The organism is Finegoldia dalianensis (genome assembly GCF_046255015.1).
In the GTDB taxonomy this organism is placed as follows: domain Bacteria; phylum Bacillota; class Clostridia; order Tissierellales; family Peptoniphilaceae; genus Finegoldia; species Finegoldia magna.
Genome location: NZ_JBDLBQ010000004.1, coordinates 152596 through 168411, shown reverse-complemented (window position 1 = coordinate 168411; position 15816 = coordinate 152596). Strand labels below are relative to the sequence as shown.

Sequence of the window (15816 nt, the reverse complement as noted above, 5' to 3'; positions counted from 1 at the left end):
AAGTTAATGGTCAAGCGTTATTCATCTAATCCTTCAATATAATGACAAAAATGTCCTTTACAACAACTTACTGTATCTCCTTCTTGAAGATGTTCGATTAAAAGTTCCTTTTCTTGCTTTAATCTATTTATCTCTTTATCAATATCCTCAATCTTTCTTCGCATATGGCTAGTTACATAGCTACAAGTTGAATTCCCACTTCTCTTAAGCATAATAATATCTTTTATTTCATCCAGACTAAAACCTAAATTTCTTGCTTTTTTTATAAAATTTAAATTTTCCACATGGGACTCATCATAATCTCTATAACCATTATCCAACCTTTTAACATCCATTAGTAACCCCTGTTTTTCATAATACCTTATTGCAGAGTCACTAAGTTCTGTTAATTCGCATACCTCTTTAACTTTCATAATATCTCCTTACTTGACCTCAAGTAAAAAAATCCTATCAGCAAATACCCATGCCCTCTGAAAACAAATTGTGAAGATGTTTGTCTTCAATTCTAAAGATACCATAACCATATTGTCCCCTTTTAGAACCACTTACAACAAATTCATTTGGCGGTTTATTATCCACGTTTTTAATTTCAATTTTTTGGTTTTCATATGGCGCTCTACTTTCGTCTGAAAAATAGATTCCTTTTCCTGAGTCAATAGCTACTACTAAGTGATTTGCCTCTTTAGTCCTTCTAAAAATAATAATTAGGTCATTTTTGCCGTTACCTGATACATCTGCAAGCTTACATTTTACAACTTCTTTTCCTGGAAATTCATCATAAAACGCCTGCAACAAGTAATGATCCTTTTCAACACCGAAGTCGACCTTTTTATATTTTATATTGTTCCTGTATCCAAAATAACCTAAAAGCAAAGCAATAATTATGATTAAGACTTTCCTTAAAATTATACTCTTATTCTTTTCTGCCTTCATATTAATTGTCCTTTTTTGAATAATAGTAAGTTCTTAATTTAAAGAATACTGATTTTAGGAAAAAGTAAAAAACAATTGCAGAACAAACGTACTTAACCCATTCTGGGAATGATAACATCATCTTGTTCGCATAGTTTATAGCATTTGTAACTTCATCATATTCCATTTGCCTTTGAAATCCTGGCATTAATAATTTATTGGTCATAAATCCTATAAACATAGCATATGCAGAAATAACCACAGTATAAATTGTTGCAGTTCTCTTTCCAATCATCTTACCAATACTAATTATTTCAGGAATATTTGTTGCAGCTCCTGCCATTAGGAATGTTATTGCCGCTCCCGGGGATGCTCCCGATGCAATTAGTGCTGCAATCAAAGGTATATGACCAACTGCACACACATACATCAAGGCTGCAAGTAGTGCAACATTCCAAAGTGATAACAGTCCCGGGTCACCAAGGTATTTTTGTATAAATGACTCTGGGAAAATTGTTAATACAAAACCTCCAAACAACATTCCATATACAACATACTTACTAAGTGTAATGGCAAAGTCATTTCTCACCCATTCCATTCCTTCTGATATTTTTATCTTAAGACTTTTTTTCTTTTCCTCTTCTAAATTTATATGGTTTATCTCTTCTGCAACCACTTCATTTCTAAGCTCTTTACCAGAAACTAAGTTGCCTATAATTCCAATTATTATAGGTAATGTGATTCCTGCAAAAATATTAATTAGAGCTATCTCTTTTCCCAGTAGTCCAAAGCTAAGTATTAACGCCGCAGGGTTTAATACCGGTGACGAAGCTAGGAATGCTAAAGTAGGTCCAGCATATGCCCCCGAATAATAAAGACTTATTCCTATTGGAACAGAGCCACAGCTACATACTGGAAGTAGCATTGAATATCCAGTTATTTTAAATATTGAGGATATCTTTGTATTTCCCAGTGACCTTTGCAGTCTTACTGGTGAAATTATATTTCTCATTAGACCTGCTATGAGTAAGCTAATTACAAGCCATGTTGAAGCTCCGTTAAGTAACTCCACAGATCTTAAAATTATCTCTTTAATATACTCAAACATCTATCTCTCCAAACTCTAAAGCTAACTTTAATGTTGTTTAGAATTAAAAACCGTACCACCGGTTTTAATTCTGTCAAGCTCTTAAATAGTTATAACTTGATCTAAATTTGCATCCTTCAAAAGTCCATATAACATAGGGAAACAACCTATATGTGCTCCTTTGATTAGCTTGTCTTCAATTTCTCTTTCATAGACACATTGATCACATGCTAATACTACCATGTTCTTTTCATCAATTAACTTTTGAATTCTTCCTCCCAAGTCGGTGTTGTCTAACAACATGAATGTATTGTCAAAAACAAAGAACATTCCTACGACTTCTGCAACATGTTCTCCAGCTTCCATTTGAGGAATAATCATATCCCTTAAAATCTTTCTGGAATTGCTTGAACTAACAACATAAGCTACTCTCATTTCAATACCTCACTATAAAATATTTTTTTGCCTACTTCAAAAGCTTTATCTAAGCTTAATCCATAGGTTGTTTCATAGTCTAACTCATTGTCTTCAAAGTAATCCTTCATCTTTTTTTCATCCAGAAAAAAGTTCATTACGTTTCAGCAACATGCTGACCAATCTTCAAACTCGTTTAAATCCACATGAATACAATGAATATCTGGACTACTTTTGTAAACAATCTCCCCATTCTTTACCACTACTTTAATTGGTTCTCCACTGGTAGAACACACGGAATCAATTTCCAAGTCCTGCCAAAATGTAAAGTAGGATCCAAGGGAGTCTATGGCACACATTGAGTAAAACTCTCTTCCGTCGCTTAATGTAATGTGATGTGATGTTGGGAGTCCTGAAACTGGATATGCAAATTGTATCTCTTTGCCTTCCTCATCTAATATAAGCTTTCTCTTTTTTATCAAACTGTCCAGTATTTTAAACTTTGAACATTTTGAAATCGGAAGTACTCCACCTTCATCCACCATAAGATTTAAAATACCAATTCTGTCTTTTTGTTCTTCAGGTGTTAAAATCTCTTCATTACATTCAACGTCTTTTATATCAATAGATGTTTTCATTAATTATTTTCAAAATTCACCTCCACTCCTTTCTTTTTTTCTTCTCCCTGCTTCAATAAATTTATTAGATAAAAGACCTACGTATTCTTTGAATTTTTCATCCTCTGGGTTTCTCGGGCTATCTAACTCTATTTTTTCATTAAGAATAATCTCTCCATAGTTTGTTGACATTAAAATTACTCTATCAGATAAATAAATTGCTTCACTTACATCGTGAGTTACTATTATCACAGTAAGCTTTTCTCTTCTAAATATATCAATCAACTCATTTTGAAGGCTCTGTCTCATTTCAATGTCCAGCGCCCCTAAGGGTTCGTCCATCAGTAGTATTTCTGGTCTAACTGCCAATGCTCTTACCAAAGCAGTTCTCTGTTTCATACCTCCAGACATTTGATGAGGGTAATAGTGTTTATACTCTCTAAGTCTGGATATTTCAAGTAGATAATCTAATCTTTTTCTCTGTTCCTCTGCACTCATCTTCGCTTGTTTCATAGGGAAGAGTATATTATTTTCAACAGTCTTCCAAGGATATAGGGCGTAGTTTTGAAACATAAAAGCCTTGTCTGGTCCAGCTTTTGTAACTGGTTCCCCATTAAGTAGAATAACCCCGCTATCCGGTTTTTTAAATCCTGCGATAGTTGTTAACATTGTAGTTTTTCCACATCCTGAAGGGCCAAGTAAAGTTACTATCTCTCCCTCTTCAACATTAAAACTTATATTATCTAAAACTATCCTTCGACCTTGTTTTTCTTCAAATCCTTTACATATGTTTTTTACTTCTAATTTCAACTTATATACCTCCATGCGGTAAGTTTTTTATTTAATAAAAGTAAAAACCTATCCAAAATAAATCCAATTAATGCTGATAACATCATTAGCGCCAATAACCTATTGGTCTGCATCATTGACTGTGCTTGCATCATTTCATAACCGATACCAGCACTTGTCGCGATGAACTCCGCTCAGATAACAGACATCCAGCCAGCGCCTATTGCAAGTCTCGCTCCAACTAAAATATGAGGCATAGATGCTGGAACAACTACATTCGCAAAAGTACTCATTTTTGAAGCACCCATACTTTTTGCTGCATTATAATAATCCTTATCTATTGATGCAACTCCAGAAGATGTATTCATAATAACTTGAAACACCCCATTTAGTGCAATCATAAATAGTGTTGGCCCATCTCCAATTCCAAGCCAAATAATGGAAAGGGGTACCCAAGCCATCATCGGAATTTGTCTAAGGGAATTTACAACCCCTCCTAAGATACCTTTGAAAATTTTAGATAATCCCATTGCCATTCCTATTGGAACTCCCACAAGAACAGCTATAAGCCATCCTCTAACTACTCTTGACATTGTTATGCCTATATTAGTCATAACTTTTGCGCTTGTAATATTTGCGTAAAATTCTGTAAAAGTAGATTTAGGTGTTGGCAATAATAGTGGTATGCCTACTTTGGTTGAGGCAATTTGCCAAACTATAAGTAATATAATAACGAAACCATATTTATAGATTTTTTGACTGAATTCTTCAGATTCCATCATTTTTTTTAATCTATTTCTTTTAATTTTACCTTCCAAATCTCATTCCTCCTTTCATCTTTTCCAAATTTAAACTCAAAATAATCTGGATTTGGATTTTTATCATATTCCAAAACCATTTTGTTATAAGCTTTTAAAAACTCTTTAAATTTTTTATCCTTAAGGATTTTTCTATTTGCTATTATTACATTTGAACCATAATCGCTGTCCGATATATTTTCAATTTCACCTTCTAAATAGGAATTAATCAGTGCAATATCAATGACATAGCCATCTATTTGGCTAGTTTCATAGGCGTATCCAAAACTATGAGGACTCATGTATTCAATTTCTGCATCAGCATATTTTTCTCTAATAAAATCTGAAAGATAATCCTTATTGCTCGTCAGTCCTATTTTTTTTAAGTTGTTACTTTTTTTAATTAACACATCTGTATTTTCAGTTACGGTTCCAAGCAAAACAAAATCATCACTAGCTTCTATGAATTTATCTGCGGCTTCAGTACATATTATCGCCACATCATAAACATTTGATTTCAATGACCATTGAGCTGTTGGTGCTCAGCAGTCCTTTAAGTAGTACGGCTCAATTTCAAAATCAAATCTGTTTTGACTTATAACTTTTTTTAAAATTGATCCTGCCATATCATCTCCAGCACCAATTCTTAAGGTGCTAGTCTCTTCTCTTTCAGGAAAAATAAATATTAGTGCTACAATACCGACTATTGCAACGATTAATAAAAAGTTTATTAAAAATCCACTATTTTTTTTATTCATTTAAATTATCAACTGCCTGATCAATTTCATTTCTTATGTTTTTTAAACTCAATTTAGTTACTTTCTTCTTTTCGTTTATAATCATGGTGCCTTGAAATACCATTCCATATTTTCTCAAAGCTTCCATATCCTTGCCTTGACTATAGAGTTTCACTTCAACTTTATCTCCAAATTCTTTTGCCACATCCTTGACATTTCTCCCAATGGAGTCACAACTTGGTCAAGTATTAATAAATTCAACAAGTACTTTCTTCAATCACTCACTCCTTTTAGTTTTACTTACACTTCTCTATTTAAAAATTATATTCAAACAAAAAAAATAAGTCAAGCTGTTAGTTAATAACCACCTGACTTATTTAGGTTTTTAAATTATAGAGATTTATTATATGATATTTAAATAATCATCTAAAATTTCTTCCGCCATTTCCTTCTTGTCCACGGTGTTTGTTTTATTTTTTAATTCCTTGGAGTTTCTAAAGCCCTTCAAATACCAGGCAATATGTTTTCTCATCTGTGTCACTGCAACTCTTTCGCAAGATATTCGCATTTTAAATTTAAATGCATTTTTATTAAATCTATCATGGTAGCTATGTCTGGCTTTTCCATTCTGCTAAAGAGATAAGTTTGTTATCCAGTTTTAGTTTTCCAATTTCCGTTTTATTTTTTAAAATTTCTTTCATAAATTAATCCCTTATCCATTAAAAAACTTATAAACTGATTTTTGTGGTATTCATAACTCTTTGGCAGTATTTCTAAAGTTTGTAAGTAGGTTATAATCTACTAATTTGTCATAATAATCCGCCTTTGGTCTTAATTCTTCAATCTCTTCTTCTCTTTCGGCAATAATTCTATTGGCTACTAGAATTGCATCTGCAAGTAACTCTTCATCAGTTTTCATTCAAGTATTTAGTGGTTTTTCATTCAAGTATTTGACGGTTCAGCTTTATATTTTTTTGCATTTATTAACTCTCCCTAAAATTATCCATAAAAAAGCACCTACAACTGTAGATGCTTGCATAAGATTAATTTTATTTTCTTTTAATCCATGGTATTACTCGATTTACTTGTTTTAAATATATTTCATATTCTTCTCCAAATTCATTTTTTAACCATTTTTCTTCTGTGTTTTTCATTAATATTGTTAAAAAAGCCCAAAATACAAATGGAAGTATTAACAAAATATAGTTTGCTGTAAATAAAAGTAGACCTGTGAATATAATTGTAAATGCTGAATAAACAGGATTTCTTACTATGCTGTATACTCCTGTTGTTATCAACTTTTTTTCTGTAACTTTTTTATTTATTTTCTGAACTATTACTGCTTGTATCCATAAACATATTCCCAAAATAATCATGAATATCCCAGCTATAATAAAAAATATTTTGCCTTGGCTTAGTTCTCCTTGATAAATGTATCCATTGAGATGAAGGCATATCCCAGCGATTGTAAGTATTAGACATGTTATTACATATATTGGCCCAACACCGAATATCAGCATTTTAAATTCTTGTGATTTCATTGTCTGTCCTAAATTATTGTCCTAACAATTCAATAATTTCATCTTGTGCCTCTCTTCCTTCTTTAAAAAATCTCGCCAACGGATAGCAGTGGCACATTCCTTTTCCAACAATAATTTCGTATGGAACGTTGTATTTTCCCATTGCTTTTTTAAAGGTTTGCGCAAAGGCATAGAGGCATTCATTTTCGCCGTAATAAAAATATGTTTTCGGAAAGTCTGTAAAATCTCCTACAGTTCCATCTAACATATATTCAGGTATGTCTTCATCGCCTTTTGCAATTTCTCTTGCTGTTTTAATGTACGTCGGATCAATCATTACATCCTTGTAGTTAAGTGCATTTACTCTTTCCCAAATTTCTTTGTTTTCATCGACAGTTACATCCGGAATTCCTCCCGGAGAAACTGAAATAATCTTGCCTGGCATCGGAAGTGGTCTTCCTATGGCGTTGTTATGCAAAAAAATCCCAAGTGATAGACAAGCGCCTGATGAAAATCCAAGTACTCTGATGTTTTCTGCCTTGTAACTTTCGGTCATAAGCCTATATGTTTCAAAGCAAACTTCATATGTCTTATCCACTTTTACATATTCTGAACAAAGAGGATAAAATAAAAACCAAACATCTTTTCCGGTTTGTTCCATTATTCTTTCTGCCAATGAAAAATCCAATTTATCAGGTTGTGTTATCATTCCTCCTCCAAATAGATAAAGAACTGCGCCATCTGCATGAATTTGATTTTTTTGATATGAAATCAGTCTGTATCCCATAACATCTCTATCATAAAGATAGTAATTTTTTCTCTCGGCTCTTTTCTTTGCCTTTTTTAAATCAAATACTACTTTTGCATTTTCACCTTTTGCATACTCAAGCATCTCTTCTTTGTTCTTTAAAAACATTTTTTTGACTCCGATAAGTCTCACAATTGTCGATGCAATTTTATAAGTTAAGCTCATTTTATTCTACTCCAATAATAATAAATTAATCACAAACTTTACCAATTTCTTATTAATATAAAATTGGTTCATTCTCTATCACCTGTGATAAAATAATCACAACAATCTGCTCCATTTGCTATCGTGCCTTTTCTATGTAAAACTCCATGTTGAAGACTTATCATAACCTCATCCAATTCACAGAATAGCGGCATTAATTCATGTACCCCAAGCTTTTTAGTGTATGTACAAATAGGACAACGAGTAATTCTATAATAGCAAGCGCCCTCATAAGGTTGGCCCTCAAAATCGACCTTAAATGATGTGGGATAGAGTTTTTCTTTTTCTTCTGTATACCAATTATAATACTTAACTATATTTTTCTTATTAGCCTCTTTTCCCCTCTTAGTATTTAGATTAGTTAATGAAAAAAACCATTTGACAAAATACAAAGAGCGGCGCATCATTTCCTGGATGGTCTCTGGCGGAATTTCTTTTTCGCTTGCTAAATATGGCGCAACAAATACAAGAGCAAACATCTCATTGTATGCCATTGGATTATCATCTCCGATATCATCTGCTTCTTCTACTAGTTTTCGATAAATTTTTTTGCTTTTTTTGAGGATATCCCTAGCATACTTTCTTCCATATTTTTCCACCAAAACTTTTTTCATAGGATGTTGAAACTGATAGAAATAAAAACTGTGATATTTCATTTTTATCCTTGCCTTTCTTTGTCTTTCCTATTTTCTTGCGATAAATACGACTTGTTGTTTCCTATCTAAATGATATTCAAAATTAAATCCCAATTTTCCAAGCATTTTTGTTAAGTCGTAGGGTGTGTATACTTCCATTTCTATCATATGCGCTAATTTTTTTACATCTCTTCTTTTCATAGATGATACTTCATTGCATATTAAAAATTGTCCGCCCTTTTTAAGCACACGATAAATTTCTTTGAAACATTCTTCTATGTCATTCCAAAAATAAATAGTTTCAAACGCTGTGACGATATCTATGGATTCATCTTCAAAAGGAAGGCTTCTTACGTCTCCCAGCGAAATCTCGCATCTTCCAGACTCAATCGCTTCTTTATTTATCTCACTAGCCATCTTTACACTTGTTTCTGAGTGGTCAATTCCGTAAACTTTTTTTGCTTTAGTTAAAAAATATTCTATGTTGGCTCCCCCGCCGCAGCCCAAATCTAGGACAGTATAATCGTTTTCAATATTTATGTAAGACCTTCCCCAACTTGCTAATTTTTCATGTCCTTTATTCATACTTTTTAACATAAATCTACCGCCAAAATTGTCTTTCGGTTTTCTAAAATTTTCAAAAAAACGCTTAAACATTTCTCCCTCCTATTGATATCTGTTCTCACCTATATTATACCACTTTTTCTCCTTTTGATTTAAGATGTTATGCAAAACAAACTGGTGTAGACGATAGATTACGACTTCCACAACAAATTTCATATTACTTTTTTTTAAATAAAAAACGGCTTTTAAGATTTCTTTTAAATCCTAAAAACCATTTATTTCAATACTAACCTCTAGATTTGTTTATCTTATATTTCTTTTAAAAATTTTAATGCCAAATACAATTTCCCAAGATCATGGTTGGCATTATGGAGTCCTTCGACCTCATAACAGCTCTCATCTAATACATCTCCTGCTTCAAGAAAGTTATAAAGTTCAAATCCATAAAAATCACAAGCTGCTTGAACACCTGCAAGCTCCATTTCTACTGCTATACATCCTTCTGCCTTTCTCTTTGAAACGAGTCCGCGTGTCTCACGAAGCATAACATCTGTAGTCCAGACTTTTCCCTTAGTGTAGGGAGCTTTTTCCTTAATAAAAAATTCTTCAAGCTTATCATGGTTTTTAATATCAAGATAATCTGAAGGAGCCGCATAGTAATAAGATGCTCCCTCACCTCTATAAGCATCTGTTGGTATAATGTACTTTCCAAAAGTTTTTTCCTTATCAAGACTGCCACAAGATCCAAACATAATAAATTTATTTGCACCTGTAATCCAATTAACTTCTACACAATCTCCTGAAGCAAGAGCCGAACCCATCATAGTAAGATAAAATACAAATTCTTGACCTTCAAATCTACTTTTATATACCGGTCTCGACCCATTTACAGATTCTATATTTCCAATTTCTTCGCATTCAAAATTATCAAGCAAATATTCTATTATGCTTTTTGAATATATTATCAAACATTTTTCTGCAATATTTTTCTTTTCTCCGTAAAAGTCTTTTAGACTGATAAGTGGCTCTGTGTCTTTATCAAAACTATCTATTATCATAGTTTCACCTCTTAATTTATATAACTTTTCAAATCATTCATGTGTGTGAATATCAATAACTAATAAATAAATGTATTCATTGAACTGACCCCAAAAAGTTGGACCCATAACCAACTTAGAGGAGTTCAGTTCAGACAATATCATCTTTAGCAATCTTGCATAAAGAAAACAATATCAGAAAGCTCTTTTTTTACGCGTGTTATACATAATTCTATTTCATCCATTAAAATAAAGAATTTTACTAATTTATCTTAATATTATTTACTATTTTAACCGAACAATACACTCGCCTATTCACACTCTATACTCATATAATACTCATCGCAAAACTTATCCCACTTAACTGTATAGTCATCATGTGTGAGCAAGGTCAAGTCTTTTGCTGTAAATATATTTCTTTTTCTTGCTTCATCAAAGAAATAGTCAAATCCACAGAAGGTTTCACTAAGATAGGCGTATACGTACTTGAATCTAAGGATATATGCAAGGTAGAGGCGTGTGTGTCCATCTAGGGACGCGTATGTGTCTTCGCGTTTTGTAACTGGTATGATCACGTCTTCTTCTCTATTGACAAAGCTCTTAACTGCCTCTAATTTATCACTATCGATAAAGAACTGTATTGGCTGGATTTTATCTAGATTAAGCTTAAAAACCTCCACGTCTTTGAATTTCTTAATAAGCTTACCACTTTCATCATAAAAATTTGTGATGTGCTCTGCATTAAATCGAAACTCTTCAATGACCTCGTCAAAATATGCTTCTTCTCCTTTTATAAGTGCCTCGGTCTGTGATATGATTTTAATTTCTACAGGCACATCGCCATCTACAATATAGCAACCGTGCTGATATAGTGCTTCTTGACTGAAGCGATTGTCATCATATGTATTGATTCTATCTATTCTCATTTATTCTCCTTGAATAGTTTTCTTTGAAGTTTTGTATAAATGGCGATTTCTTCACGTTATTACTCCTTATAATCAAAAGACCCGACTTGGTACGCATTGTTAAGAGGCGTGTCGGGTATTGTTGCTTATATAATATAGTAATTACCTTGATTTGTCAATTTTTTCAAACTCACATCTTAATTTAAATACTACTTTAAATTTTTCATGTTATCTTACTTTAAAAAAACTTTTACAATTATAAATTTCTAATTTCACTTTCCAAATTTAATTAAAAAATTCCTTAATATTTTTCTATGTTCTTTTACAAGAAGCGCTGTACTATCAACTTGGCTTGAATGGTCAGTATGAATAAATTTCATATTTTTCAAAAACCTCATATTTTGGAATAATTCAATTAGTTTTATTCTCTTTTATACTAGCTACTTTACAAAGAATAAACCTTTTTTATATAAAAATGATGAATTCTTTCTAGGGTTTCAGTAAGAAATCACACACACTAAGAAACTGCTGTCATTTGCATAGCAGTAAATTCGTTGACATTTCTTCTTGCTGTAGTTCTTTCAAATAAAAAATTCTACGAAGATATCCTCTCTACGTCTTTTGGTTTGTCCATTGATTTAAATATTAAATTTAAAATGTTTATATTAGCGCCTCCTTAAATTTGGCATAAGAAAAGCACCTACTTTGTAGATGCTCTAATCTCACTATCATTCATTTAGCCATAATTCTTTAATTGGTAAGGCTACCTTTTCAAAAAAATCTTTTTTGCTTTTTCTGCAGGCAGGGTGGAATGTCTTAACTATAATCGTATCATTATAAATCAAATAGCTTAAATAGTCAGAAACATAGGTCCAAGAACTAGTATCTAAATTGAGAATATTTTCAATAAATATATCTTCTGTTCCTCCACAAATGATAATATCTGGGTCATATATTTCAAGTTGTTTTTTTATAAACTCCTTATCAGTTTTTGCAAATTTATCTATCTCAGAAATATGAGCTGTTCCACCTCCAGGTGTTTTCTTCAAGTTAATTACAGAAAATGATATCTAAGGTTTTTAAAGACTAGTTCAAGAGAACCACTAGCCATCTAGTTAAATTTTTTTAAATCCAACAAATCAATCCCTGCATTGAATATCATTTCTACAAATTTCCTACCATCTACTAATCTAATATTCGCTTCCCCATTATCTTTATATTCTTTTGACTTTTGTTCAACTTTCTCGGAAAAAATCCCTGTTGTTAGTAGCCATGCTATATTTACTTCATCTTCATCGTCTGGATTGCTGTTTATATTGTCTATATAGTCTTTTATTTGATTCAAGCCTTCTATTCCTGTTTTGACGACTTTATTCTTTTTCAGGAAGTAGTGCAGCGTTACAACCGCCTGAACAAACTGTGCTGTAATCGTTGCAAGGGCAGCACCTTCAATGGCGTATTCCCCCATAACTGTCATTAAAATCGGATCAAGAATGATATTCAGTAAAGCTCCAAGTCCCATTATCATCATGGCTTTTTTCATTAGACCTTCGCCACGCATAACCATGTTTTCGGACTGCGTAAAATTTACAAAGAGGGAACCGATAAAGATTACTCTTAGGTATCTGATACCATAAGCTTTGATCTCACCTGTTGCTCCGACCATATCTAAAAAATGTGGCGCAAGTAGTATTCCGCCAACCGTTATGATTGCCGAAAACAAAATCACCCAGAAAATAAGGTTGCCCATAATTTTATCTACGGTTTTCTGATCTCCTTTACCAATCGCTCGTGATAAAACAGATGCAGAACCTACACCAAGAAGTGTAGACACCCCGCTGTAAAAAAAAGTAAGTGGCATCGCAACGCCGCAGGCAGTCATTGCAGTTTGCCCTATGATTTTCCCGGCAAATATTCCGTCCATTAACGGATATAATCCAATCACTATCATTCCAATTACTGCTGGAATAGATAGCTGAAAGAGTAAATCTATAGGTCTTTTATTTAGTAACTATTCTTTCATATCTTGTTTCATTTACAGAATTCTCCTTTTTATATTTTTAAATACAGCTAGTTGTCAGATTAAAAAAGATGCTATTTTTTCAATATTATTTTCATTAATATCACCATGACATTTAATCTTCCCATTACTAATAAACAAGATTTCATCAGCTAATTCCGATATAAACTCCAAATCATGGCTTATTACTAACACTACATTATCCCTATTTGCATAGTCTCTTAAAAGTTTGCAGACATTCATCATATTTGTATAATCCATTCCACTTGTCGGTTCATCTGCAATAAATATTTTTCTGCTAGATGCTATTCCTGCCGCAATCGAAACTCTTTGCTTTTCTCCACCTGATAAAGACTGTGGATGCTCATCTTTTTTGTTTAATAAATTGAGATTAAATAATAGATTATCAGTTTTTTTAAATTCATTATTTAACTCAATCTCTTCATGAACACTTGATGTAAAAAGCTGTGAATTAACATTTTGAAAAACTAAATATGAGCTTCTCAATCTATCTTTGCTTGAAATTTTTGTGTTTTTCCAAAAGACCTCATCCTCTTTTGTTTTTAATAATCCAGCTAAACTTTTTACAAAAGTCGACTTTCCTGCACCATTTTTACCAACCAAAAAATAAATTCTACCTGAATATAATTTCAAATTCTCAATATTTATAATTTCTTTTTTCTTAACTACATATCGAAGCTTTTTTATTTCTAACATTTCATTCGAGATGTGTTTTTTTATATTCTGATGTTCTTTAATGTTTGAAAGACATCTTAAGTTAAGCGATTTTCTCTCTTCATCACTTAAATTGTAAAACTCTTTTCCTGTGTAGTTTCTAGAAATTCTACCGTCCTCAATAATGCTTACTGTATCAACTATGCCCTTAAGATAGTTCAAACGGTGTTCACTAATTAAAATTGTCTTATGTAATTCTTTTAACTTTTTTAATATCTCTTTTACTTTTATAATATTTGTCAAATCCAAATTACTTGTTGGTTCATCAAGTACAATAACATCAGAATCCATCATCATAGTACTTGCTAAAGACAAAATCTGCTTTTCACCACCTGAAAGTTCCAATACATTTCTATTCAAAAGATGCTTTATGTCCAGAACTTCTACAACCTTGTTTAATATCTTCTCCATATCTTCTATTCGATAGCCTAAATTCTCTAACGGGAATAATAATTCTGATGTTGAATTATCTGTAAAAAATTGAGTTTTGGGATTTTGGTAAACGGATGATACCGCGCTAATTAATTCTCTGACTGTCATATCCGATATATTCTTATTTTTTATAAAAACTTCCCCAGATTTTTCACCTTCAAATAAATTATCTATAATACCATTTACCATTCTAATTATGCTCGTTTTCCCAGAACCACTCTTTCCAGCTAAAAGATGTACTTCTCCCTTATTTATCACCAAATTAATCGGACCAATTTTATTCTTATTTGGATAAGTAAAAACAGATTTTTTAAATTCAATCATTCTTTTATCTCCTTATCAATAAAAATATAAAAAATATCAAATAAATGAAAATAAGCACATCGCTCTTAGTAAGCTGTGTTGAAAAATATCTTTCCTTTTTGCCATCCAAGCTAATCCCCTTGCTGAATGCTGCTTGCGATAATTCTTCCCCTATGTTTGAAGTTGAAAAAAGAAGTGGTACGAAAAGATATTCAAGCGTTAACTGTGGTGTTTTCAGAGATTTTAATCCAATTTCTATTCCTCTAATTTTCATTGCATTTTTTATATTACTGTACTCATCATTTAACGCTGGCATATACCTAAACATAACTATCAAAGGAATAATTATAGTTTTTGGAATTTTGAGTTTTTCCAAGCTAGCCATCACAGAGCTTATATTGGTAGATAAAATAACATAATATCCAATGCTAAATGGAATCAATAACCTTCTAACAATGAGTGCCCAAGTATGAAACACTTGAGCAACTCCTAACATATTCCTTGTAAAATAATATATTCCTGTTAACACGATAAATCCGAATATTGCTTTTACACAATACTTCCATTTACGAATGCTGAAAAAGAGCAAAAGAATCATTACCATGTTTAATATTTCAAGTTTTGTTGTAAAAAAAATTGTTAGCGTACTTGTGTAAAAAAGTAAAAGTCCAAATTTTGTACCTGTACTCAATTTAAATTTTTTCATTAGTCAATTCCAAATTTTTTAAAATGCTTACTTAATACCTTTGCTCCTATTTGGCCTCCAATTATTGCTCCAATGATTACACTTGCGTAAAGAATAAATAATGACCACAAAGGTAAGCTAGTAATAGCATTCGCATAGGTTTCACCCATCACCCCTACTGTCATTTTATAATATATATCTTTAGCTAAAAAAATCAGCAAAAAAGTATTCATTGACGCCAAGGAAATACATATATGAGATAACTTCATTCCTTTAATCGACTTAAACCCAACTTTCCAACGCACTAGTTCGGCTAACAAAGAACAAATTAAATAATTTATGATAGTTATAGGTGGCATCCCCATGATTAATAGAATAATGCTAGGTAACATTGTAAAAATAAAAGTTAACCATTTCTTAGGGCATTTTGCCATAAAAAACATGGTAACAATCCCACCCACTATTGCATAGCAAAACGGATATGCTAGATATGTGACTACAAGTGCTCCCAATGGCATTCCTACTATCCAGCTTAGTATAAAATACAAACTGGAAAAAACACCTGTCATAATCAAGTCTTTTAATGTAATTTTATTTGATTCCATAATATCCCCC

General features: G+C 32.0%; 20 protein-coding genes and 3 pseudogenes. All 23 read right to left on the bottom strand.

Annotated elements, in window-relative coordinates; genetic code table 11:
• Window positions 1-17 precede the first annotated feature (17 nt).
• The 23 genes and pseudogenes from ABDJ34_RS05755 to ABDJ34_RS05645 all read right to left on the bottom strand — a co-directional run bounded on the left by ABDJ34_RS05755 (window position 18) and on the right by ABDJ34_RS05645 (window position 15806).
• Window positions 18-413, bottom strand: coding sequence for a MerR family transcriptional regulator (locus ABDJ34_RS05755; RefSeq protein WP_412701670.1), 396 nt, complete (start codon window positions 411-413; stop codon window positions 18-20).
• A 37-nt stretch (window positions 414-450) separates the two neighbouring features.
• Complete coding sequence (saoC, locus tag ABDJ34_RS05750; protein WP_412701669.1) at window positions 451-933, bottom strand: Cys-Cys-COOH (seleno)protein SaoC; 483 nt, start codon at window positions 931-933, stop codon at window positions 451-453.
• Between the two features lies 1 nt (window position 934).
• Window positions 935-2020, bottom strand: coding sequence for an efflux transporter SaoE (gene saoE, locus ABDJ34_RS05745; RefSeq protein WP_412701668.1), 1086 nt, complete (start codon window positions 2018-2020; stop codon window positions 935-937).
• An 81-nt stretch (window positions 2021-2101) separates the two neighbouring features.
• The gene (gene saoD / locus ABDJ34_RS05740) at window positions 2102-2434 is read right to left on the bottom strand and encodes a DsrE-related protein SaoD (protein ID WP_094207759.1); all 333 of its coding nucleotides are present in this window, start codon (window positions 2432-2434) and stop codon (window positions 2102-2104) included.
• Entirely contained in the window at window positions 2431-3051 is a 621-nt protein-coding gene (gene saoL, locus ABDJ34_RS05735; RefSeq protein ID WP_412701667.1) for a MerB-like organometallic lyase SaoL, read from the bottom strand. The genes saoD and saoL overlap by 4 nt, the downstream gene beginning before the upstream one ends.
• Window positions 3052-3060: 9 nt before the next feature.
• Window positions 3061-3840: an ABC transporter ATP-binding protein SaoA gene (gene saoA / locus ABDJ34_RS05730; RefSeq protein WP_412701666.1), complete on the bottom strand. Its 780-nt coding sequence runs from the start codon at window positions 3838-3840 to the stop codon at window positions 3061-3063.
• Window positions 3837-4601 (bottom strand): ABC transporter permease subunit SaoP, encoded by a 765-nt coding sequence (gene saoP / locus ABDJ34_RS05725; protein ID WP_412701716.1) that lies wholly within the window; start codon window positions 4599-4601, stop codon window positions 3837-3839. The genes saoA and saoP overlap by 4 nt, the downstream gene beginning before the upstream one ends.
• Before the next feature lie 5 nt (window positions 4602-4606).
• Window positions 4607-5137: a hypothetical protein gene (locus ABDJ34_RS05720; protein WP_412701665.1), complete on the bottom strand. Its 531-nt coding sequence runs from the start codon at window positions 5135-5137 to the stop codon at window positions 4607-4609.
• Between the two features lie 21 nt (window positions 5138-5158).
• Window positions 5159-5374 carry a hypothetical protein gene (locus ABDJ34_RS05715; protein ID WP_353316664.1) on the bottom strand — a complete coding sequence of 72 codons (216 nt, stop codon included), beginning with the start codon at window positions 5372-5374 and terminating at the stop codon, window positions 5159-5161.
• A pseudogene (gene saoT / locus ABDJ34_RS05710) lies at window positions 5367-5582 on the bottom strand (thioredoxin-like (seleno)protein SaoT); the annotation flags it as partial. The gene ABDJ34_RS05715 and the pseudogene saoT, both read right to left, overlap by 8 nt.
• A 174-nt stretch (window positions 5583-5756) precedes the next feature.
• Window positions 5757-5885, bottom strand: a complete 129-nt coding sequence (locus ABDJ34_RS05705) for a hypothetical protein (RefSeq protein ID WP_412701664.1) — start codon at window positions 5883-5885, stop codon at window positions 5757-5759.
• Window positions 5886-6034: 149 nt separating this feature from the next.
• Window positions 6035-6269 (bottom strand): annotated as a pseudogene (locus ABDJ34_RS05700) (phage antirepressor KilAC domain-containing protein); the annotation flags it as partial.
• A gap of 133 nt (window positions 6270-6402) precedes the next feature.
• Window positions 6403-6894 carry a methyltransferase family protein gene (locus tag ABDJ34_RS05695; RefSeq protein ID WP_412701663.1) on the bottom strand — a complete coding sequence of 164 codons (492 nt, stop codon included), beginning with the start codon at window positions 6892-6894 and terminating at the stop codon, window positions 6403-6405.
• A gap of 13 nt (window positions 6895-6907) precedes the next feature.
• Window positions 6908-7846, bottom strand: a complete 939-nt coding sequence (locus ABDJ34_RS05690; protein ID WP_412701662.1) for an alpha/beta hydrolase — start codon at window positions 7844-7846, stop codon at window positions 6908-6910.
• A 68-nt stretch (window positions 7847-7914) separates the two neighbouring features.
• A complete protein-coding gene (locus ABDJ34_RS05685; protein WP_412701661.1) occupies window positions 7915-8541 on the bottom strand; it encodes an L-2-amino-thiazoline-4-carboxylic acid hydrolase in 627 nt (208 codons plus the stop codon).
• A 27-nt stretch (window positions 8542-8568) separates the two neighbouring features.
• Entirely contained in the window at window positions 8569-9177 is a 609-nt protein-coding gene (locus ABDJ34_RS05680; RefSeq protein ID WP_412701660.1) for a class I SAM-dependent methyltransferase, read from the bottom strand.
• Window positions 9178-9392: 215 nt separating this feature from the next.
• Complete coding sequence (locus ABDJ34_RS05675; RefSeq protein WP_412701659.1) at window positions 9393-10142, bottom strand: nucleoside phosphorylase; 750 nt, start codon at window positions 10140-10142, stop codon at window positions 9393-9395.
• A gap of 290 nt (window positions 10143-10432) precedes the next feature.
• Window positions 10433-11047 carry a ParB N-terminal domain-containing protein gene (locus ABDJ34_RS05670; protein ID WP_412701658.1) on the bottom strand — a complete coding sequence of 205 codons (615 nt, stop codon included), beginning with the start codon at window positions 11045-11047 and terminating at the stop codon, window positions 10433-10435.
• Window positions 11048-11754: 707 nt separating this feature from the next.
• A complete protein-coding gene (locus ABDJ34_RS05665; protein ID WP_412701657.1) occupies window positions 11755-12075 on the bottom strand; it encodes a hypothetical protein in 321 nt (106 codons plus the stop codon).
• A 233-nt stretch (window positions 12076-12308) separates the two neighbouring features.
• Window positions 12309-13019, bottom strand: a pseudogene (locus ABDJ34_RS05660) (MATE family efflux transporter); the annotation flags it as partial.
• 84 nt (window positions 13020-13103) lie between these two features.
• Window positions 13104-14537, bottom strand: a complete 1434-nt coding sequence (locus ABDJ34_RS05655) for an ABC transporter ATP-binding protein (protein ID WP_412701656.1) — start codon at window positions 14535-14537, stop codon at window positions 13104-13106.
• Window positions 14538-14541: 4 nt separating this feature from the next.
• Window positions 14542-15222, bottom strand: a complete 681-nt coding sequence (locus tag ABDJ34_RS05650) for an energy-coupling factor transporter transmembrane component T (RefSeq protein WP_412701655.1) — start codon at window positions 15220-15222, stop codon at window positions 14542-14544.
• Window positions 15222-15806: an MptD family putative ECF transporter S component gene (locus ABDJ34_RS05645; protein ID WP_000445469.1), complete on the bottom strand. Its 585-nt coding sequence runs from the start codon at window positions 15804-15806 to the stop codon at window positions 15222-15224. The genes ABDJ34_RS05650 and ABDJ34_RS05645 overlap by 1 nt, the downstream gene beginning before the upstream one ends.
• Window positions 15807-15816: the final 10 nt, after the last annotated feature.

Coding starts and splice junctions, on each gene's coding strand:
- ABDJ34_RS05670 (WP_412701658.1), bottom strand. CDS start 11,047: ATGAGAATAGATAGAATCAATACATATGATGACAATCGCTTCAGTCAA.
- ABDJ34_RS05645 (WP_000445469.1), bottom strand. CDS start 15,806: ATGGAATCAAATAAAATTACATTAAAAGACTTGATTATGACAGGTGTT.
- ABDJ34_RS05680 (WP_412701660.1), bottom strand. CDS start 9,177: ATGTTTAAGCGTTTTTTTGAAAATTTTAGAAAACCGAAAGACAATTTT.
- ABDJ34_RS05695 (WP_412701663.1), bottom strand. CDS start 6,894: ATGAAATCACAAGAATTTAAAATGCTGATATTCGGTGTTGGGCCAATA.
- ABDJ34_RS05655 (WP_412701656.1), bottom strand. CDS start 14,537: ATGATTGAATTTAAAAAATCTGTTTTTACTTATCCAAATAAGAATAAA.
- saoE (WP_412701668.1), bottom strand. CDS start 2,020: ATGTTTGAGTATATTAAAGAGATAATTTTAAGATCTGTGGAGTTACTT.
- ABDJ34_RS05690 (WP_412701662.1), bottom strand. CDS start 7,846: ATGAGCTTAACTTATAAAATTGCATCGACAATTGTGAGACTTATCGGA.
- ABDJ34_RS05650 (WP_412701655.1), bottom strand. CDS start 15,222: ATGAAAAAATTTAAATTGAGTACAGGTACAAAATTTGGACTTTTACTT.
- ABDJ34_RS05685 (WP_412701661.1), bottom strand. CDS start 8,541: ATGAAATATCACAGTTTTTATTTCTATCAGTTTCAACATCCTATGAAA.
- ABDJ34_RS05715 (WP_353316664.1), bottom strand. CDS start 5,374: ATGAATAAAAAAAATAGTGGATTTTTAATAAACTTTTTATTAATCGTT.
- saoC (WP_412701669.1), bottom strand. CDS start 933: ATGAAGGCAGAAAAGAATAAGAGTATAATTTTAAGGAAAGTCTTAATC.
- saoD (WP_094207759.1), bottom strand. CDS start 2,434: ATGAGAGTAGCTTATGTTGTTAGTTCAAGCAATTCCAGAAAGATTTTA.
- ABDJ34_RS05705 (WP_412701664.1), bottom strand. CDS start 5,885: ATGAGAAAACATATTGCCTGGTATTTGAAGGGCTTTAGAAACTCCAAG.
- ABDJ34_RS05755 (WP_412701670.1), bottom strand. CDS start 413: ATGAAAGTTAAAGAGGTATGCGAATTAACAGAACTTAGTGACTCTGCA.
- ABDJ34_RS05675 (WP_412701659.1), bottom strand. CDS start 10,142: ATGATAATAGATAGTTTTGATAAAGACACAGAGCCACTTATCAGTCTA.